The sequence below is a fragment of the Mycobacterium barrassiae genome (genome assembly GCF_025822765.1).
Classification (GTDB): domain Bacteria; phylum Actinomycetota; class Actinomycetes; order Mycobacteriales; family Mycobacteriaceae; genus Mycobacterium; species Mycobacterium barrassiae.
Genome location: NZ_JACKUK010000016.1, coordinates 295,045 through 313,018 on the forward strand (window position 1 = coordinate 295,045; position 17,974 = coordinate 313,018).

The following is a 17,974-nucleotide window of genomic DNA, read 5'->3' on the forward strand; positions in this document are numbered from 1 at the left end:
GCTGTGAGCGAAAGCGCCCCGTCCAGGGAGTGCGCGCCGCTGCAGGTTGGTTAGTGTCGGTGAGTGTTAGGCCTTGAAAGAAAGCAGGTATCCAGTCGTGACTGACATGCGTGGTGCATCGCCCGGTCTCAACCTCGTCGACTCTGTCTACGAGCGGTTGCTGTCCGAGCGCATCATCTTCCTGGGATCACAGGTCGACGACGACATCGCCAACAGGCTGTGCGCACAGATTCTGCTGCTGTCCGCCGAAGACCCCAGCAAGGACATCCACCTCTACATCAACTCGCCGGGCGGCTCGATCAGCGCAGGCATGGCGATCTACGACACGATGGTGCTCGCGCCGTGCGACATCGCCACGTACGCGATGGGCATGGCCGCGTCGATGGGTGAGTTCCTCCTCGCCGCGGGCACCAAGGGCAAGCGCTACGCCCTGCCGCACGCGCGGATCCTGATGCACCAGCCGCTGGGCGGGGTCACCGGCAGCGCCGCCGATATCGCGATCCAGGCCGAGCAGTTCGCGGTCATCAAAAAGGAGATGTTCCGGCTGAACGCCGAGTTCACCGGTCAGACCATCGAGCGGATCGAGGCCGACTCCGACCGCGACCGTTGGTTCACCGCGCAGGAGGCCCTCGAGTACGGCTTCGTCGACCACATCATCACCAGCGCCAGCGTCAACGGCTCAGGACCAGGAGCAGGACTAGACAAATGACCGACCATACAGATCCGCGCTTGGCGCCCCAGGCCCGTTACATCCTGCCGTCGTTCATCGAGCACTCGAGCTTCGGCGTCAAAGAGTCCAACCCGTACAACAAGCTCTTCGAGGAACGCATCATCTTTCTCGGCGTGCAGGTCGACGACGCCTCGGCGAACGACATCATGGCCCAGCTCCTGGTGCTCGAGTCGCTCGATCCCGACCGCGACATCACCATGTACATCAACTCGCCGGGTGGCTCGTTCACGTCGCTGATGGCGATCTACGACACCATGCAGTACGTCCGCGCTGACATTCAGACCGTCTGCCTCGGGCAGGCTGCGTCGGCCGCTGCCGTGCTGCTGGCTGCCGGCACGCCCGGAAAGCGGCTCGCGCTGCCGAACGCCCGCATTCTGATCCACCAGCCCGCGCTGTCCGGCGTCATCCAGGGCCAGTTCTCCGACCTGGAGATTCAGGCCAAGGAGATCGAGCGGATGCGCACGTTGATGGAGACGACGCTGGCCCATCACACCGGCAAGGACGCTGCGCAGATTCGCAAGGACACCGATCGCGACAAGATCCTGACGGCCGAGGAGGCCAAGGAGTACGGCGTGATCGACACGGTGCTCGAGTACCGCAAGCTCTCGGCGCAGACCGCCTGACCTGACTGTTGCCCTCGCGGCAATGCCTCTGAAACCGCGTCTCCGCGGCCGTCGTCCATGGCAAGCTGTCGAAACTGACGGGCACGTGGACAAGGGAGGGTCATGAAGGTGGGGCTTCGGCTCGGCGTCGCGGCACTGGCATTGGCCGGCGGCATCTTGGGGCAGTTGGGATCGTCGGCGGTCAGCATCGCCCAACCGCCACCGCCTCCACCGCCCCCACCACCGGCATGCCCGTACGCGATGTACTGGGACGTCTACACCCTCCAGTGCGTCCCGGTCGAAGCGACGGTCTACGTGAACCCGCCGAACCCGGTGGTCGGGCCCGCAGGCCCCGTTGGGGTCGGCGGCGTCGTCGGGCCAGTGGGGCCTGGTCCGGTTGGGCCGGGACCGGTGGGTCCGGGACCCGTCGGGCCGCCCCGCCGATAGGACGCGTTCGGTAGCTGTTCGGTTGTGAGTAACCGCTTTGCGGCGGGTACTTTGGTTGCGGATGGCTCCCGAACCGGTAACGGCGGCGACACGCCAGGGCCGCGCCAGCGCGTTCCAGCGGTTACGGGGGCTGTTAGGCGATATGTTCTGCGCACACAGATGAATACCAACTACGCGATTCGGCTTTATCGGTCGCCTCGCGCCGGAACAAGCGGGTAGCGTCGGGTCCAACACCCGGGGTGAATCGACTAAAGACCTTTTGCTAACAGGAAAGTAGGACCTCACCAGATGGCGCGCATCGGAGACGGCGGTGACCTGCTGAAGTGCTCGTTCTGTGGAAAGAGCCAGAAGCAGGTCAAGAAGCTCATTGCGGGTCCGGGCGTCTATATCTGCGATGAATGCATCGATCTCTGCAACGAGATCATCGAAGAGGAACTGGCCGATGCCGACGACGTAAAACTCGACGAGCTGCCGAAGCCCGCGGAGATCCGCGAATTCCTCGAGGGCTACGTCATCGGCCAGGACACCGCCAAGCGCACGCTGGCCGTGGCCGTCTACAACCACTACAAGCGCATTCAGGCCGGCGAGAAGATGCGCGATTCGCGCGCCGAGCCGGTCGAACTGTCCAAGTCCAACATCCTGATGCTCGGCCCCACCGGCTGCGGCAAGACCTACCTCGCGCAGACGCTGGCGAAGATGCTGAACGTCCCGTTCGCCATCGCGGACGCCACCGCGCTGACGGAGGCCGGCTACGTCGGCGAGGACGTCGAGAACATTCTGCTCAAGCTGATTCAGGCCGCCGACTATGACGTCAAGCGCGCCGAGACCGGCATCATCTACATCGACGAGGTCGACAAGATCGCCCGCAAGAGCGAGAACCCGTCGATCACCCGTGACGTCTCCGGTGAGGGCGTGCAGCAGGCGCTGCTCAAGATCCTGGAGGGCACCCAGGCATCGGTGCCTCCGCAGGGCGGGCGCAAGCATCCGCACCAGGAGTTCATCCAAATCGACACCACCAACGTGCTGTTCATCGTCGCGGGCGCATTCGCCGGGCTGGAGAAGATCGTCTCCGACCGCGTGGGCAAGCGCGGCCTTGGCTTCGGCGCCGAGGTGCATTCCAAGGCCGAGATTGACACCCAGGACCACTTCGCCGAGGTCATGCCGGAGGACCTGATCAAGTTCGGGCTGATCCCGGAGTTCATCGGTCGTCTGCCGGTCGTCGCCTCGGTGACGAACCTCGACAAGGACTCGCTCGTCACGATCCTGTCCCAACCGAAGAACGCCCTCGTCAAGCAGTACACGCGGCTGTTCGAGATGGACGGCGTCGAGCTGGAGTTCGAGGGCGCGGCGCTGGAGGCGATCGCCGATCAGGCCATCCATCGCGGCACCGGAGCCCGCGGCCTGCGCGCCATCATGGAAGAGGTCCTGCTGCCGGTGATGTACGACATCCCCAGCCGCGACGACGTCGCCAAGGTGGTCGTCACCAAGGAGACCGTCGAGGACAACGTGCTCCCGACGATCGTCCCCCGCAAGCCGGCTCGCACCGAGCGGCGCGACAAGAGCGCATAGCCCTCAGGGCCGCAGCGTACTGGCCAGCGAGCTGATGAGGCACCAGGTCAGGTAACCGACTATCGCGACGTATTGCAGCGTGTCAACCATGGCTCCACCGTGGTCCGGAAGTTCGACAGAGGCACGCGTAGCCGACTACGCCACCCGACCGGTTCGGCATTGGGCGCTGGCATAGGCGGCCGGCCGAACGGATCTGCACACGAGCTCATCGCTTCACCTCCTCACGCTGGGCGATGACCTCGTCGACCAGTGCCGCGATCTCGGCCACGCCGTCGCGTCGGGCGAAGGCCGTCTCGAGGTTCCGCGCCGCACGGAGATAACGACCGTCGCCGAGCACCTTGCGGACCGCGGCGCGGATCGCGCCGGGGCCCGGTGTTCCTGTCTTGAGGTTGACACCCGCGCCGGTCCACGCGACGCGCGCGGCGACTTCCGGCTTGTCCTCGGTGTTGCCCGCCACGACCAGCGGAACACCCATCGACAACGCCCGCTGCACCGCGCCGTACCCTCCGTTGGTGACCATGACGTCGACCCTGGGCAGCAGGAGGTCATGCGGGATGTATTCCGCGACATAGGTATTGGCCGGCAGTGGCACCTTGAGCTGGGACACGTCGCGGCCGCCGGTGGTGGCCACCACGATGACGTCCTCACCGCCGAGCGCGTCGATGGTCGGTTCGATCAGCCGGCCGAGGTCCGCGTTGTCGATGGTGCCCTGCGTGACATGCACGACCGGTCGATCACCGTCGAGTTGCGACCACCACGGCGGACGGCGGAATCCTCGCGACGGGCCCGGGTGTACCGCGCCGACGTAGCGCACGTTGGCAGGCAGATCGCTTCGCGGATAGTCGAATTCGGGCACCGTCGGCGCGATGTAGCGGTCGGCGAGCTTGCCGGAGTCCAGGACGAACGTGGGCAGCTGCCGACTGTTCAAGCGGTCGAGCAGATGGTTGGCGACATTCTGTGTCTCGCGCAACAGCACCTTGTGCGACAGTGCTGTCAGCGACCGGTTGCGCAGCCGTCCCAGCATGGTCGACGACGGCGCCAGTCCCATACCGAAGGGGGCGGTGTCGCGGCTGCTCAGTACCAGCGGCATCGTGCTGTAGCTGAGCATCGGCGGTCGGGCCGCGGGGTCGCCGAGCAGGAACGGCAGGGTTCCGAAGAAACCTGCGTCAAAAAGGATCGCGTCGAAGCGTGTCTGGGCCATGAGCTCCGACAGCGCGCGTGTCTGCAGCGGCATCGGCTGCAGGAAGATGCGCACGATGTCGAAGTTGACTCGCTTGATGCCCGACGTGTCGGTCCGGCCGGGCAGATCGATGTCGAGGCGGGTCATGTCGAAGTCGGCCTCGGGCGGGATCGCGACAGGAGTGGCTCCGATCGCCCGGATCTTGCGGGCGTGCGTGGCCGCGGTCAGGACTGTGACGCGGTCACCACGGTCGACAAGACCGTGCGCGACATTGAGCAGCGGCCCGATGTGGCCGGTGGGCGACAGCGAGGCGATGAGGATTTCTGGCATACCTCGATGCTCTTGATCCTCGGGCCCGCAAGCTTGGAGGTTTCGTGGAGATCGGGTGGAGATCGCAGGTAGACGCTAGTGGGTGACCCTGTCCGGGCGGGTGTAGACGTTCATCGAATCGCCGCGCAGGAATGCCACCAGGGTCAGCCCCGACTGGCTGGCGAGGTCGACGGCCAGTGACGACGGCGCGGACACCGCGGCGAGCACCGGAATGCCGGCCATCACGGCCTTCTGAGTGAGCTCGAACGACGCGCGCCCGCTGACCAGAAGGACGGTCGCGGTCAGGGGTATCCGGTCGTTCTCCAGCGCCCAACCGATGACTTTGTCGACGGCGTTGTGCCGGCCGATGTCCTCACGCACCACCAGTGTGGTGCCGTCGACGTCGAACAGCGCGGCGCCGTGCAGTCCGCCGGTACTGGCGAACACCTTCTGTTCGTCGCGCAGGCGGTCGGGGAGCGCGGACAGTGTTTCGGCGGCGACGGTCGAGGGATCGTCGCCGGGACCGTGCTTGCTGATCGTGCGCACCGCCTCGAGCGAGGCCTTCCCGCACACCCCGCATGACGACGTCGTATAGAAGTTGCGTGTGACATCGACATCAGGCATCGGGACACTTTGGGCCAGGGTCACGTCAAGCACGTTGTAGGTGTTGACCTGGTCCGGGCCGGCGCCCTTGCAGTAGCGCACGGTGAGTACGTCGTCGCGGCGGGCGATGACGCCCTCGGTGAGCAGGAAGCCTTGGGCGAGTTCGACGTCCGAACCCGGGGTGCGCATCGTGACGGTGAGCGGAGTGCCGTTGACCCGGATCTCCAGCGGTTCCTCGACGACAAGGGTCTCCGGTCGTGCGACGGCCTGTTCGGCCGTGACATGTTGCACCCGGCGTCGCGCCGTCACACGCCCCACTAGGTGACCACCCGATCTTCGTCCCGCACACCCGAGGAACGCTCCAGCCGGATGACCACAGCCTTCGACACCGGCGTATTCGACCGCTCCGCAACATGATCGAGGGGAACCAGCGCGTTGGTCTCCGGGTAGTACGCCGCCGCGTTGCCGACGGGCGTCTCGTAGGGCACCACCATGAAGTCCTTGGCCCGCCGCTCCTGGATTTCGCCGTCGCCGCTTGGGAATTCCGATACCAGGTCGACGCGGTCGCCCTCGCGGAGCCCGAATCGGTCGATGTCCGCCTTGTTCACGAACACGACGCGACGGCCGCCCTTCACGCCGCGGTAGCGGTCGTCGAGGCCGTAGATCGTGGTGTTGTACTGGTCGTGGCTGCGCAGCGTCTGCAGGATCACCCTGCCTTCGGGGATCGGCACCCACTGCAGCGGGTTCACGGCGAAGTTGGCTTTCCCTGTGCTGGTGGGGAAGATGCGGGAATCGCGCGGGCCGTGCGGCAACTGGAAGCCGTCGGGCGCACGCACCTTGGCGTTGTAGTCGTCGCAGCCGGGGACCACGGCGGCGATGGCGTCGCGGATCTTGTCGTAGTCGTCGTTGAACGCCTCCCAGGGCACCGGGTGGTCGGGCCCGAGCAGAGTGCGCGACAGCTGGCAGATGATCGCGACCTCGCTGCGCACCTGGTCGCTGGGCGGGTGCAGGCTGCCGCGCGACAGGTGCACCATCGACATCGAATCCTCAACGGACACTCGCTGTTTGATGCCTCGCTGGAGGTCGCGGTCGGTGCGCCCGAGGGAAGGCAGGATCAACGCGGTGCGGCCGTGGACGACATGGCTGCGGTTGAGCTTCGTGGACACCTGCACGGTCAGGGAGCAGTTGCGCAATGCGGCCTCGGTGACCGCGGTGTCGGGTGTCGCGGTGGCGAAGTTGCCGCCCATGCCCATGAAGACCTTGGCCCGCCCGTCGCGCATGGCGCGGATGGCGTCGACAGTGTCGACTCCGTGTTTGCGAGGGCTGACGATGCCGAAGTGGTTGTCGAGCGCGGCGAGGAAGGCGTCGGGCATCTTCTCCCAGATGCCCATCGTGCGGTCGCCTTGGACGTTGGAATGTCCTCGCACAGGGCACAATCCGGCGCCGGGCTTACCGATCATGCCGCGCATCAGCAGCACGTTGGTGATCTCGGAGATCATCGGCACGGCGTGGCGGTGCTGGGTGAGTCCCATGGCCCAGCATGCGATCGTGCGCTCGGAGTCGATCAGCATCTGCGCGACCTTCTCCAGTTGCGCGCGCTCGATGCCGGTCGCTTCCAGCACGGTGTCGAGGTCGACGGCGCGTGTTTGAGCTTCGTACTCTTCGAAGTTCGCGCAGTACTTGGCGATGAAGTCGCGGTCGACGATTTGGACTCCCGGACCGGCCTTGTCCTGGGCCTCCAGCAACAGCCGGCCGAGTCCGGCGAACAGCGCCATGTCGCCGCCGAGGCGGATCTGGACGAACTCGTCGGCGATCGGGATGCCGTGGCCGACGACACCGTGCACCTTCTGGGGGTCCTTGAATCGGATCAGCCCCGCCTCGGGCAGCGGGTTGACGGCAATGATCTTGGCGCCGTTCTCCTTTGCCTTCTCGAGCACCGAAAGCATGCGGGGATGGTTGGTGCCGGGATTCTGACCGGCGATGATGATGAGGTCGGCGTTGGAGACGTCCTCGACGGTGACCGAACCCTTGCCGACGCCGATCGCTTCGATCAACGCGGCGCCGGAGGACTCGTGGCACATGTTGGAACAGTCGGGCAGGTTGTTCGTGCCGAAGCTGCGGACCATCAGCTGGTAGAGGAACGCCGCCTCGTTGCTGGTGCGTCCGGAGGTGTAGAAGATGGCCTCGTTGGGGTTGTCGAGGGCTCGTAGCTCGTCGGCGATCAGACGGTAGGCGTCGTCCCAGTCGATCGGCCGGTAGTGGTCGTCACCGGGACGGAGCACCATCGGGTGGGTGAGCCGTCCTTGCTGGGACAGCCAGTACTCGGGTCGGCCGTCGAGGTCGGCGATGGAATGCCGCGCGAAGAAATCGGGAGTGACGACGCGCTTGGTCGCTTCCTCGGCGACTGCCTTGGCGCCGTTCTCGCAGAACTCGGCGAACTTGCGGCCACCGTGTTCCTCGGGCCATGCGCAGCCGGGGCAGTCGAACCCGTGGCGTTGATTGAGCCGCAAGAGTGATGCGCCGGTCCGCCACGCTCCCATGGATTTGAGCCCGCGTTGCAGCGACACCAGCACGGCCTTGACCCCGGCAGCCTCGCGCTCGGGGCCGGTCGTGACGACCGCATGCTCGTCGTAGCTTGCATCGAAATCGCGGGTGACGTCGCGTCGTCTGCCTAACTGCATATGCCCAGCCTAGGTCGTCGTTGAACCGAGACGTCGGCGGTTGCTTCGCCGACACCACAGGTCTACCCGAGCAGTGCTGCGGGCATGCGATGCGACTTCCGTGTCGGTTGGCTTCGCTACCAGTCGATGAGTGCAGGGAGGTCGCGGAGCTTCGGATCGGGCGGTGGTTCGTGACCTTCGTCGGCCGACTCTCGGCCGTACTGGTCGGGGATTGTGCCCCAACCGAAGTAGACCAATGGTTGGCGCGGCGTGCCGCCGAGCTCTGTCGACGGATCGATGGGTTGGTCGCCGACCGTGCAGAGATGTGTCCAGCCGTCGCCGAAATCAAACTCGAAAGCGAAACGGTCGCCTGCGGCGATAGTGCTCAGCTTGGTGGCGTGTGCGTCGAGCATGTCATCGGCATCGTCCAACTCGGGCAGGCCGATCAGCCGGCCGTCGGCCGTGGTGAATTGATAGAGGTGCGACAGGTCCCACCGAGCGAAAGTGGTATTGATCGCGTCAGCGAGCTGCGCGAACGTGTGCGAGCTCGATACTGCAAGCATTCGTCCAGGTCGTGGCCACAAGTACTCGCCGCGTCCGCCGACGAGATCAACACGGATCGACCACCATGTGCGGGCCATGGTCCAGATCCAAGCACGCGACGCGGAGCGCTCTCTATGGTCCGCGTTCGGGATTTTCATTTGGCTCTTCTGGTGGGCGGAGGAGGAGTTCGGGGCGGTGGTAGTAGTTGATGCGGGTTTGGCCGGTGTCCAGGTCGGGTGGAGGGATCCATTCGACCTCGCCGCGGTCGTTGATGGTGTTGGTCCAGCCGCCGTCTTTGTCGACGAGGCGGTTGTCGGGCCCGCAGGCCAGCGCGAGGTCGTTGACGTTGGTGTTGCCGCCGTCGGCCCAGTCGGCGCGGGCGTGGTGGACCTGGGTGCCGTAGGCGGGCACGGGGCAGCAGGGTTTGGTGCAGCCGCCGTCGCGGCCGATGAGCATGATCCGCTGCGCGGCGGTGGCCGTGCGCTTGGCGCGAAACAGGTCGAGGGCTTGGCCGGTGGCGCCGTCGAAGATCGCGAGCCAGTGGTTGGCTCGCCCGGCGAGGCGAATCAGGTCGGTGATCGGCAGGGTGGTGCCGCCGCCGGTGGTGCCCACCCCGGCGCGGGACTCGAGGTCTTGCAGGGTGGTGCGGATGATGATGGTGGCCGGCAGCCCATTGTGTTGGCCGAGGTCGCCGGATTCCATCAGGTGGCGGCCCAGCGCGACGAGGGCGTCATGGCGGCGTTGGGCCAAGGTGCGGTGATCGGTGTCGATCTGCTCTTGAGTCGGGGTGCCGGTCAGACACGGGCTTTCATCGTCGGGATTGCACATGCCCGGTGCCGACCATTTGGCCAGGATGGGTTCGTAGATGGCCCACCCCTCTGGGGTGAAGGTGCCTTGGAAGGAGATGGTGCCGTCGCGGTGTTGGGGGCCGATGGTGAAGCCGCGTTTGCGGGCGCGTTCGGTGTCGTCGGGTTCGGGGCCGTCCTGGTCGAGCAGGAACAGCAGTTTGTCGGCGACCTTCTTCAGTTCGGTGGGCCCGACGCCGGTGGCGGTGGCTACGAGCTGGTGTTCGATCTGCTCGCGGGTGGTGGTGTCGACGAAAGAGGGTAGGTGGTGCATGGCGTCGCGAATCTTGTCCACGTGCTCGCCGTTGATGCGCCCGGCGGCTTGGGCGGCGGCGGTGGCCGGCAGCACCGGCGCCAACGGTTGACCGGTCAAGGCTTGTCTGGGTCCGAGCTCAACGGCGGCGTTCAGGCGGCGCCCGGCCTCGGTGGTGGTGATGCGCCACCGGATCGCCAGTACCTCTTTCCACGACTTGGCGCCGAGTTCTTTGGGGGTGGTTTCCGCTTGTAGCCGGGCCAGGGCGCGATGCCATTGGGTGGGTAGTTGGCAGTTCAGGGTTTCCAGCTCGTCGAGCACCGCGAGCAGTTCGCGATGGGTCAGGGAATCCAGGTCGCAGGCGGCCAGTGAGTCGTGGGCGGTGCGCAGCGCGGTCAGGGCTACCTGCACCGGCGTCGCCAACATAATTCGAACATACATTCGACTACCGACAGGCCAGCCCGGGAATGTGACCACTGGAACCCAAGTGACACAACGGATTCAAGTGAACTGAGTAGCCACCCGCCGGGCGACTTTGTCGCTCAGGTTGGCACATAGATATGTCTCAGGACATGGACCTATGTGTAAGCGATGTCCCGAGACACCAGGATCGGCACATTGATATTGCGCGGCGGCCGAGTGGAACCGCCGAGAGGTGTCGAGACTCGTGGACCACATTGGCGTCCCGAGACGCTGTGGATCGAGCAAACGCATTCTGTCGTTGACGGGCGCGTAACAATCCTGGAACGCGAGGTTCCTACTGTTGGCCGGTCATCGTCCGCAAAGGGTGCGGACTCGCGGCGATAGGAACTTCATTGAGCGGAAATGCAGTGCGGCTGCAGGCGATCGTCAACGTCGAGGCCTACGAGCCGCCGGCGGTGAGCTTCGACCCCGGCGAGGAGCCGGGCGAGATCTTCGGATCGAACGTGTTCACCAAGGCCGAGATGCAGACGCGGCTGCCCAAGTCGGTCTACAAGTCGGTCATCGCCACGATCGAGAAGGGCGTCAAGCTGGACCCCGCAGTCGCCGACACGGTCGCCGTCGCCATGAAGGACTGGGCGCTGGAGAAGGGCGCCACGCACTACGCGCACGTCTTCTATCCCATGACCGGGTTGACCGCCGAGAAGCACGACAGCTTCCTCGAACCGATCTCTGACGGGCAGACACTGGCCGAATTCGCAGGCAAGACCCTGATTCAGGGTGAGCCCGACGCGTCAAGCTTCCCGTCCGGCGGCCTCCGCAGCACCTTCGAGGCACGCGGCTACACCGGGTGGGACGTCACCAGCCCCGCCTACATCCTGGAGAACCCGAACGGCAACACGCTGTGCATCCCCACGGTGTTCGTGTCGATGACCGGTGAGGCTCTCGACTTCAAGACGCCGCTGCTGCGCAGCCAGCAGGCGATGGGCACGCACGCCGCGCGGATTCTGAAGCTATTCGGCCACACCGACTTTGAAAACGTCGTCTCATTCTGCGGCCCCGAGCAGGAGTACTTCCTGGTCGACCGGCACTTCTTCCTCGCCCGCCCGGACCTGATCAATGCCGGCCGCACCTTGTTCGGCGCCAAGCCGCCCAAGGGCCAGGAGTTCGACGACCATTACTTTGGTGCAGTGCCTGAGCGGGTGCTGGGCTTCATGATGGATACCGAGCGGGAGCTGTTCAAACTCGGCATCCCGGCCAAGACTCGGCACAACGAGGTCGCGCCCGCGCAGTTCGAGGTCGCGCCGATGTTCGAGCGCGCCAACATCGCCTCCGATCACCAGCAGCTGCTGATGACGGTGTTCAAGACGATCGCTCACAAGCACGGCATGGAGTGCCTGTTCCACGAGAAACCGTTCGCCGGAGTCAACGGTTCGGGTAAGCACGTCAACTTCTCGGTGGGTAACTCCCAGTTCGGCAGCCTGCTGGTGCCCGGTGACACCCCGCACGAGAACGCGCAGTTCCTGGTCTTCTGCGCGGCGGTGATCCGGGCGGTGCACAAGTTCGGCGGCCTGCTACGGGTTTCGGTGGCCTCGGCCACCAACGATCACCGGTTGGGTGCCAATGAGGCTCCGCCGGCAATCATCTCGATCTTCCTCGGCGAGCAGCTCGCCGACGTCTTCGAGCAGATCGCCAAGGGGGCCGCGACCTCCTCGAAGGGCAAGGGCGTCATGCACATCGGCGTCGACACCCTGCCGGCGCTGCCCACGGACCCCGGTGACCGCAACCGCACCAGCCCGTTTGCGTTCACTGGCAACCGGTTCGAGTTCCGCGCGCCGGGCTCGGGTCAGACGGTCGCGGTGCCGATGATCATCATCAACACGATCATGGCCGACTCGCTGGACTACATGGCGACCCTGCTGGAGAAGGCCGTCGCTGACGGCGAGGACTTCGACTCGGCGGTGCAGAAGCTGCTGACCGACATCATCACCGAGCACGGCGCGGTGGTGTTCAACGGCGACGGCTACTCGGAGAACTGGCAGATCGAAGCGGCCGCGCGTGGTCTGCCCAACCTGAAGACCACGCCGGATGCGATCCCCGAGCTGATCAAGCCGGAGTCCATCGCGCTTTTCGAGAAGTACGGGGTTTTCAACGAGCGCGAGCTCTACAGCCGCTACGAGGTGCGGCTCGAGCAGTACGTGCTGACCATCGCGGTGGAGGCCAAGCTGGCCCTGGAGATCGGTTCGACCGTGATCCTGCCGGCCGCGATCCGGTACCAGACCGAACTCGCCCAGAACGTCGCGGCCTTGAAGGCGGCCGGCGTCGAGGCGGACACCACGCTACTGGAAAGAGTCTCTGCGCCGATCGCCGATCTAACCAAGGCGCTGAGCGATCTCAAGGCCGCGATGGGCACACACGTCGACGGGGCAGTCGAGGAGGCGCTGCACTACCGCGACACCATCCTGTCGGCGATGGCCACGGTGCGGGAGGCCGCCGACACGCTGGAAGGCGTTGTGGCCGACGATCTTTGGCCGCTACCCACCTATCAGGAAATGCTCTACATCCTCTGAGTTAGCAGTTCAGCGGGCATTTACTGCGCATCGGGCCGCACTCGGGCCGCAGTAAGTGCCTCGCTCAACATCTGGGCCGCAGCACTGCGGGTACGGTCCTCAGCCTTCGGCCACAGATGCGCGAGTACGTGTTTAGCGTCAACGACGCTGACCCGTGGCGCATTGCCCGTTGCACAGTCACCACGTCGCACCCGGCAGCGATGAGACCCGATGCGTAGAAGTGCCGCAGGTCATGCAGTTTGAAACTCACCTTGGCTTTGGTGCGTGTTTTGTTCCACAGGTACCACGCTGAGTTCTGATGAAGCGGGTTCTCGCCGTCGCCGGGGAACATCCAACGGTCGGGATCATCGCCGGGTATGTGAAGGCGCACATGCTCAGACAGAATTGTTACTAGTTCTTCTGGAATGTAGACGGTGCGTTCACTGCCGTACTTGGGTGGCCGGATATCCACGCCACCACCGTTCACCAACTGGGCCTGTCGCTGAACATGTACCTCGCGGCGCATAAAGTCAATGTCCGAAACCTTAAGTCCCGCAGCTTCTCCCAGACGCAGGCCACCAAACGCGCACAGCGCCACAAACGCGGTGAAACCTTCTGGCGCATGGTGCAGAGCATCGCCAACCTGAGCAGTAGTCGGAATGACATTGCCGGTCTGGTCTATATCGTTCAGCGCACCGGTACCACGGTCGTCAAGAGCGCTGACGCGGCGTTCGACTATGACGCTGTGCAGGTTCGTGCGACTGCCCGTGTTTCGTTCGGTTTCGCCAACCCTGCTGGCGTGGTTCGTCTATACGACGCGGCTTAGTCATGGCAGCACTACCCACCGCTGCCGACCTCACAACCTTGGTGGCACCGCGCCTTCAGATTGAACCCGTCAGGGCAGCAGCGGAATTGGAATTGATTGCCGCTCTGGCCAAGGGCTACACTCGCGGGAACGGGTTTTACGACGACGGAACGGTCGAAGCTGATCTTCGGGCCGTGATCCTCTCCGCGACGGCTAGGTTTCATCACAACCCCTCCCAGATCCGGCATTCGGTGACAAAAGGTCCACAATCAGCCAGCTTTGATAGTTGGAATGGCTGGTCTCTGTCGGAACTGTTTGTGCTCAACAGATACCGCGTTCGCGCTAGGTAAGCAATGCGCCGCTGGGGCTCGGGAAGTCCACCAGTGTGCGCAGGGGTGGTTTTCTCGGAAGGAAATACCACCCCAACACGGACCCTCATTCGTTACTGCGCAACCAGACGAGTGGGGGTCTGCTCTATCGTCTGGCGATCATCCCTCAGCCACTTCGCTGGTCCGGCCCTTTGTGAGATCGGCTATCCGCTCCGCCGACGGCAAAATCTCGTCTGGTACATCTGAAATGATATGCGTCAGTACCATTTCGGCTTGTCGCAACGAATTCATCACGCACTCGGTATAACTCACCGTGGCCACGTGTCGCTTCGCTCGTCCCCGCGCACCCGCCTCACAGTAATTCGCTATCGCAGCGAATCCAACCTGCGATGAGATTACGTTGCGGAAGTCGTCTCCAGGGGCCCTCAAAGGGTTTTCGTTGGGATACGCATCGATGAAGTCGACGCCAACGTTGTTGGAGTAATCCCATAGCCCGTGAGCCCCCAGCACCGTCAACGGCATCGGGATTTCGCGATCCATCATTTCAACCACGGTAAGGATCAACTTTGTCCGTGGAAATGAGAGTCCATGGTCAGGCAAGGGCAGCCTAGTCGTTACAGCGGGTGGCGGGTTGGCGTCGAAGGCCTCGATAGTGCGGAAGGCCTCTTCGAGGACATCACGTAGTGCTGGCAGCGTGTGTGGTTTCGGGAAGTGGTCGTAACCGAAAGCTTTGGGGTCAGCCTTGCGAACTTCGGCTGACACCATCGAAAGCAAATCGTTCGCCATGTCGATGAAACCCGAAAACAGCCCGTGCACAAAAATTAACAACGGTTCTGTGCGGCTTTCGGCCTCCTCCCGCGAACGGATCGTCTCGAAGCGGGACACCAGCAAGTTGCTGAGCACAAGACCGGGCCCCAGCAGTGCAAGTGTCGCCAACACGTTGAGCCAAAAATTGTGGAAGTCGACTGACGAGCCACGCCAGATCGCTGCGGCACTGTAAGAACACCGCCGGTAGTCAGACTCAAAGGGAGGAAGTCTTTGCGGCGAGCTGCAATCCACTTAGTGATCTTGCTGCCTACGGACATAGCGATCAGTTTCCCTCATTCGCCCAATGGCAACGCCCCCGCCCTCGCGCATCGTCCCGGTCCGCTCAGGGCCGAAGTAGCGTGTAGCGCATGGTGGAACCTTCGATCGGTGCAGCGAAAGCGATTGAGTCGGTGGGTAAGGGTGTCTCCGAAGCGACGGGGAACGTGCTGACCCGCATGTTTGGCCCGGCAGGGGACGAAATCGGAGAGTATCTTCGCCGCAACCTCCATTACCGGCTGAACAACGCAGAGAAGATCGCCGAAAAGGCGGAGCGCAAGCTTGAGAAACAGGCTCGCAAGAATGGCACGGTTGCGCCGAGGCTCGCATGGACATTGCTTGAAGAGGGAACCTACAGCGACGACGAACTGATGACGGACTACCTAGGTGGCGTACTGGCTGCGGGGATCACACCAAGCGGCAGGGATGACCGGGGAGTCTCGTGGTCGAAGATGATTACTTCGATGAGCGCCTTGCAGCTTCGTGCGCACTTTATTTTCTATCGAGAGTGGGCGCTTGCGTTGCACGGGAAAACCGATATCGACCTAAGGACGGACGACGGCATCACCAAGGCGGTCATGTACGTGAACGACGAAGAGCTGACCCCAATCCTCGCTGAAGTCGTTCCTGACCTCTCCCAGGATGCGGTAGTTACGGATGTCCTCACCGGACTGTTGCGGTTTGACTTGATTGGTGACGGATATCTGATCGGCAACCCGAAGGAAATGGATAGGCCATTCCCAGAAGGTCTGCCTTTCCCAGAGGTTTTCCGCGTTCACCCAACGATCACCGGTCTTACTCTGTTCGGCTGGGGGTGCGGGCTAGCCGACATTCACCCTTTGGAGTTCACTCGGACGACCGAATTTTTGGACGTAGATGTACCGATTGCTCGTCCGAGCGTCTTCCTGCCCGACGCGGGGACCGACTGACTCTCCTACCAATCTCGGGCCGCAGTGGGGCCGCAGTTGGTGCCGTTTGGCAGTCTTGATTGTTCGTGATATTGCCTGTCCAGGCGCTATTTCTCCACGGTTTCCAACAACGTCACATCACCGTAAAAGGCCAGTTGAACGATGCTCTACATTTTGTGAGTCGTCGCCGAGTGTGGGGGAGGTCCATCCCTATATGGGATCTGGTGACTCGCATTCCCGCACTCGGCGATCCCTCGTTCGGTGCTCAGGCTAGGGCTAGGAACAGCTTTTCGAGTTCCGCTTCGCTCATCGGTGCGGCTCCGTTGGCGGCAGAACCGGTCACACATTCCCTGAGACCGGTGGCGACGATCTTGAATCCGGCGCGGTCGAGTGCCTTCGACACCGCAGCCAACTGGGTGACGACGTCCTTGCACTCCCGGCCGTCCTCGATCATCGAGATGACCCCAGCCAGTTGTCCTTGTGCGCGTCGCAGCCGGTTCAGCACCGCGGCGATGCTGTCCTCGTCACCAACCATTGCACTGTCCTTCTTTCGATGAGACTCGGTTAACTTCATAGTACCCTCCGGGGTATGTGGGGAGGTTAGGTCAGGCCGTTGCGGCCCTCATGGGTGACGTGCGAGTGAGCCGCCGCAGCGGACAGAACCCACTGTGGCTGCAGGCGAAATACATCGCCGCGGCGACCGCTGTGATCGCTGCTGCGCCCAACCCCACCGCGAGGTGGATCTCCTGAGCCAGGATCACCGAGGACATCGCCAGTACGAACCAGCCGAAGGCCTTGCGAAGAGTGTCGGGATTGACCATCGCCGTCAGCCGGGCACCTATCAGCGCTCCCGCGACCGCCGCGGCGGCGACCATGAGCGCCAACGTCCAGTCGATCTGCACGCTGGACAGGTAGCCAGCAAGGCCCGCAAAGGATTTCATCGCGATCACGATCAACGAGGTGCCCACGGCGACGGGCATCGGCAATCCGCCGAGGAGCGCCAGCGCAGGCACCACCAAGAAGCCACCGCCCGCTCCGACAAGGCCGGTCACCAGCCCGACCACGAGACCTTCGCCAACGACCTTGACGATGGGAATGCGGTGAGCCTCAACGGAGTCGGCGTTGTCTCTCCGCCCGCGCAGCATGGCGATCGCGGTGGCGATCATCATGACGGCGAAGCCGATGAGCAGGACGGTCCCGGGTATGAACCGGGCCAGCACGCCGCCGACGTAGGCGCCGGCCATGCCTGCCGCTCCGAAGATCAGGCCGGTGCGCCACTGCACCCGGCCGGCGCGTGCGTGTGAGATAGCGCCGATCGCACTGGTGACGCCGACCACCAATAGAGATGTGGCGATGGCTTGTTTGGCGTCCATACCTGCGACGTAAGCGAGCAGCGGGACGGTAAGGATCGATCCGCCGCCGCCGAGCAGGCCCAACGCGATGCCGACGAACACCGCGAGTGCAACGGTCAGGGCGATCATGATCGCTACTTCGCTTTCCGGTCGCCTGCGGATCCGACCAGCTGCGACACAACCGTCGAGGCGTCGCATCTGGCGCCGCGGTTGTACGGCAGCTTCGACAGCGCCATTCCCATTGCGCAGGTGTTCGTCAGCGACGCGAAGGTCAATCCGCCCCCGATCGCCGCGGCGACCCACTTGAGTTTCGGCGCGCCGATGCTGGCAAGAATGCTGGTCAGCACGATTGAACCAGCGACGAGGCGGACCTGGCGCTCGAGATCCCACCGCGGTGCGCCGCGGTTGACGGCGAAGCCCTTGGCTTCCCAGGCGACGATCCCGCCGTCGAGGATGTGCACATTTCCCAGCCCGGCTGCCCGCAGAGTCTCTTCGGCCTGCGCTGCCCGCTGCCCGGAACGACAGACCAGTACCACCTCTTCGTCGAGGTGTTTGGTGATCTCGTCCCGGTGTTCGCGCAACAGGTCCAGGGGAACGTTGTAGGCGCCGGCGATGTGCGCAGTCTCAAATTCACCAGGGGTTCGGACGTCGAGAACTCGCGGCGGCGCATCCGAACTGAGGCGTTCGCTGAGGTCCTGCGAATCGATCATGGTGGGAGCGGTCATGGTGATCGGGTCCTTTCGGATGGGCCGGCGGTGACGAAAGCCTCTAGAGACTTCGATACCAC

At 63.9% G+C, this 17,974-nt stretch carries 17 protein-coding genes; 7 read left to right on the forward strand and 10 right to left on the reverse strand.

All coding sequences use genetic code 11. From position 1 onward, the window contains the following. The first annotated feature begins 106 nt into the window (after positions 1 to 106). The 4 genes from H7J93_RS07305 (at position 107) to clpX (ending at position 3,348) form a co-directional block, all read left to right on the forward strand. On the forward strand, positions 107 to 709 hold the full coding sequence (locus H7J93_RS07305) for an ATP-dependent Clp protease proteolytic subunit (RefSeq protein ID WP_083150212.1): 603 nt from the start codon (positions 107 to 109) through the stop codon (positions 707 to 709). Beyond that, on the forward strand, positions 706 to 1,353 hold the full coding sequence (locus H7J93_RS07310; protein ID WP_267305613.1) for an ATP-dependent Clp protease proteolytic subunit: 648 nt from the start codon (positions 706 to 708) through the stop codon (positions 1,351 to 1,353). The genes H7J93_RS07305 and H7J93_RS07310 overlap by 4 nt, the downstream gene beginning before the upstream one ends. Before the next feature lie 102 nt (positions 1,354 to 1,455). Next, positions 1,456 to 1,779, forward strand: a complete 324-nt coding sequence (locus H7J93_RS07315; RefSeq protein WP_267305614.1) for a hypothetical protein — start codon at positions 1,456 to 1,458, stop codon at positions 1,777 to 1,779. A gap of 288 nt (positions 1,780 to 2,067) precedes the next feature. Beyond that, positions 2,068 to 3,348, forward strand: a complete 1,281-nt coding sequence (gene clpX / locus H7J93_RS07320) for an ATP-dependent Clp protease ATP-binding subunit ClpX (RefSeq protein ID WP_267305615.1) — start codon at positions 2,068 to 2,070, stop codon at positions 3,346 to 3,348. A 205-nt stretch (positions 3,349 to 3,553) separates the two neighbouring features. Here the strand turns inward: clpX and H7J93_RS07325 are convergent, their stop codons facing one another. From H7J93_RS07325 to H7J93_RS07345, 5 genes are all read right to left on the reverse strand, one after another. Beyond that, positions 3,554 to 4,858, reverse strand: coding sequence for a nucleotide disphospho-sugar-binding domain-containing protein (locus tag H7J93_RS07325; protein WP_267305616.1), 1,305 nt, complete (start codon positions 4,856 to 4,858; stop codon positions 3,554 to 3,556). A gap of 75 nt (positions 4,859 to 4,933) precedes the next feature. Further along, positions 4,934 to 5,758, reverse strand: a complete 825-nt coding sequence (gene fdhD / locus H7J93_RS07330) for a formate dehydrogenase accessory sulfurtransferase FdhD (protein ID WP_267305617.1) — start codon at positions 5,756 to 5,758, stop codon at positions 4,934 to 4,936. Further along, positions 5,758 to 8,121, reverse strand: a complete 2,364-nt coding sequence (locus H7J93_RS07335) for an FdhF/YdeP family oxidoreductase (RefSeq protein WP_267305618.1) — start codon at positions 8,119 to 8,121, stop codon at positions 5,758 to 5,760. Before H7J93_RS07335 ends, fdhD begins: the two co-directional genes overlap by 1 nt. A gap of 116 nt (positions 8,122 to 8,237) precedes the next feature. After that, positions 8,238 to 8,663, reverse strand: coding sequence for an IS1096 element passenger TnpR family protein (locus H7J93_RS07340; RefSeq protein ID WP_267305619.1), 426 nt, complete (start codon positions 8,661 to 8,663; stop codon positions 8,238 to 8,240). Positions 8,664 to 8,775: 112 nt separating this feature from the next. Continuing rightward, on the reverse strand, positions 8,776 to 10,182 hold the full coding sequence (locus H7J93_RS07345) for an HNH endonuclease signature motif containing protein (protein ID WP_267305620.1): 1,407 nt from the start codon (positions 10,180 to 10,182) through the stop codon (positions 8,776 to 8,778). 374 nt (positions 10,183 to 10,556) lie between these two features. On the opposite strand from H7J93_RS07345, the gene H7J93_RS07350 reads away from it, so the two are divergent. Next, complete coding sequence (locus H7J93_RS07350; RefSeq protein ID WP_267305621.1) at positions 10,557 to 12,731, forward strand: glutamine synthetase III family protein; 2,175 nt, start codon at positions 10,557 to 10,559, stop codon at positions 12,729 to 12,731. A 64-nt stretch (positions 12,732 to 12,795) separates the two neighbouring features. On the opposite strand, the gene H7J93_RS29390 is transcribed toward H7J93_RS07350, so the two are convergent. After that, positions 12,796 to 13,308, reverse strand: coding sequence for a tyrosine-type recombinase/integrase (locus H7J93_RS29390; protein WP_372507805.1), 513 nt, complete (start codon positions 13,306 to 13,308; stop codon positions 12,796 to 12,798). Between H7J93_RS29390 and H7J93_RS07355 the strand changes: the two genes are divergently transcribed. Beyond that, positions 13,219 to 13,536 (forward strand): hypothetical protein, encoded by a 318-nt coding sequence (locus H7J93_RS07355; protein ID WP_267305622.1) that lies wholly within the window; start codon positions 13,219 to 13,221, stop codon positions 13,534 to 13,536. The two genes, H7J93_RS29390 and H7J93_RS07355, sit on opposite strands and share 90 nt — an antisense overlap. A 467-nt stretch (positions 13,537 to 14,003) precedes the next feature. On the opposite strand, the gene H7J93_RS07360 is transcribed toward H7J93_RS07355, so the two are convergent. After that, on the reverse strand, positions 14,004 to 14,903 hold the full coding sequence (locus H7J93_RS07360) for a hypothetical protein (RefSeq protein ID WP_267305623.1): 900 nt from the start codon (positions 14,901 to 14,903) through the stop codon (positions 14,004 to 14,006). 116 nt (positions 14,904 to 15,019) lie between these two features. On the opposite strand from H7J93_RS07360, the gene H7J93_RS07365 reads away from it, so the two are divergent. After that, positions 15,020 to 15,856, forward strand: a complete 837-nt coding sequence (locus tag H7J93_RS07365; RefSeq protein WP_267305624.1) for a hypothetical protein — start codon at positions 15,020 to 15,022, stop codon at positions 15,854 to 15,856. 244 nt (positions 15,857 to 16,100) lie between these two features. Here H7J93_RS07365 and H7J93_RS07370 read toward each other — a convergent pair whose 3' ends face one another. The 3 genes from H7J93_RS07370 to H7J93_RS07380 all read right to left on the reverse strand — a co-directional run bounded on the left by H7J93_RS07370 (position 16,101) and on the right by H7J93_RS07380 (position 17,912). Continuing rightward, a complete protein-coding gene (locus H7J93_RS07370) occupies positions 16,101 to 16,370 on the reverse strand; it encodes a metal-sensitive transcriptional regulator (RefSeq protein WP_267305625.1) in 270 nt (89 codons plus the stop codon). A 70-nt stretch (positions 16,371 to 16,440) separates the two neighbouring features. Next, positions 16,441 to 17,316 (reverse strand): sulfite exporter TauE/SafE family protein, encoded by an 876-nt coding sequence (locus tag H7J93_RS07375; RefSeq protein ID WP_267305626.1) that lies wholly within the window; start codon positions 17,314 to 17,316, stop codon positions 16,441 to 16,443. Positions 17,317 to 17,321: 5 nt separating this feature from the next. Beyond that, positions 17,322 to 17,912, reverse strand: coding sequence for a rhodanese-like domain-containing protein (locus tag H7J93_RS07380; protein ID WP_267305627.1), 591 nt, complete (start codon positions 17,910 to 17,912; stop codon positions 17,322 to 17,324). Between the last annotated feature and the right edge of the window lie 62 nt (positions 17,913 to 17,974).

Excerpts from the sequence above, each read along its gene's own strand:
- H7J93_RS07370 (WP_267305625.1), bottom strand. The coding sequence starts at position 16,370 with ATGGTTGGTGACGAGGACAGCATCGCCGCGGTGCTGAACCGGCTGCGA.
- H7J93_RS07340 (WP_267305619.1), bottom strand. The coding sequence starts at position 8,663 with ATGCTTGCAGTATCGAGCTCGCACACGTTCGCGCAGCTCGCTGACGCG.
- H7J93_RS07305 (WP_083150212.1), top strand. The coding sequence starts at position 107 with ATGCGTGGTGCATCGCCCGGTCTCAACCTCGTCGACTCTGTCTACGAG.
- H7J93_RS07325 (WP_267305616.1), bottom strand. The coding sequence starts at position 4,858 with ATGCCAGAAATCCTCATCGCCTCGCTGTCGCCCACCGGCCACATCGGG.
- clpX (WP_267305615.1), top strand. The coding sequence starts at position 2,068 with ATGGCGCGCATCGGAGACGGCGGTGACCTGCTGAAGTGCTCGTTCTGT.
- H7J93_RS07345 (WP_267305620.1), bottom strand. The coding sequence starts at position 10,182 with ATGTATGTTCGAATTATGTTGGCGACGCCGGTGCAGGTAGCCCTGACC.
- H7J93_RS07380 (WP_267305627.1), bottom strand. The coding sequence starts at position 17,912 with ATGACCGCTCCCACCATGATCGATTCGCAGGACCTCAGCGAACGCCTC.
- H7J93_RS07335 (WP_267305618.1), bottom strand. The coding sequence starts at position 8,121 with ATGCAGTTAGGCAGACGACGCGACGTCACCCGCGATTTCGATGCAAGC.
- H7J93_RS07365 (WP_267305624.1), top strand. The coding sequence starts at position 15,020 with ATGGTGGAACCTTCGATCGGTGCAGCGAAAGCGATTGAGTCGGTGGGT.
- H7J93_RS07310 (WP_267305613.1), top strand. The coding sequence starts at position 706 with ATGACCGACCATACAGATCCGCGCTTGGCGCCCCAGGCCCGTTACATC.
- H7J93_RS07315 (WP_267305614.1), top strand. The coding sequence starts at position 1,456 with ATGAAGGTGGGGCTTCGGCTCGGCGTCGCGGCACTGGCATTGGCCGGC.
- H7J93_RS07355 (WP_267305622.1), top strand. The coding sequence starts at position 13,219 with ATGTACCTCGCGGCGCATAAAGTCAATGTCCGAAACCTTAAGTCCCGC.
- H7J93_RS07375 (WP_267305626.1), bottom strand. The coding sequence starts at position 17,316 with ATGATCGCCCTGACCGTTGCACTCGCGGTGTTCGTCGGCATCGCGTTG.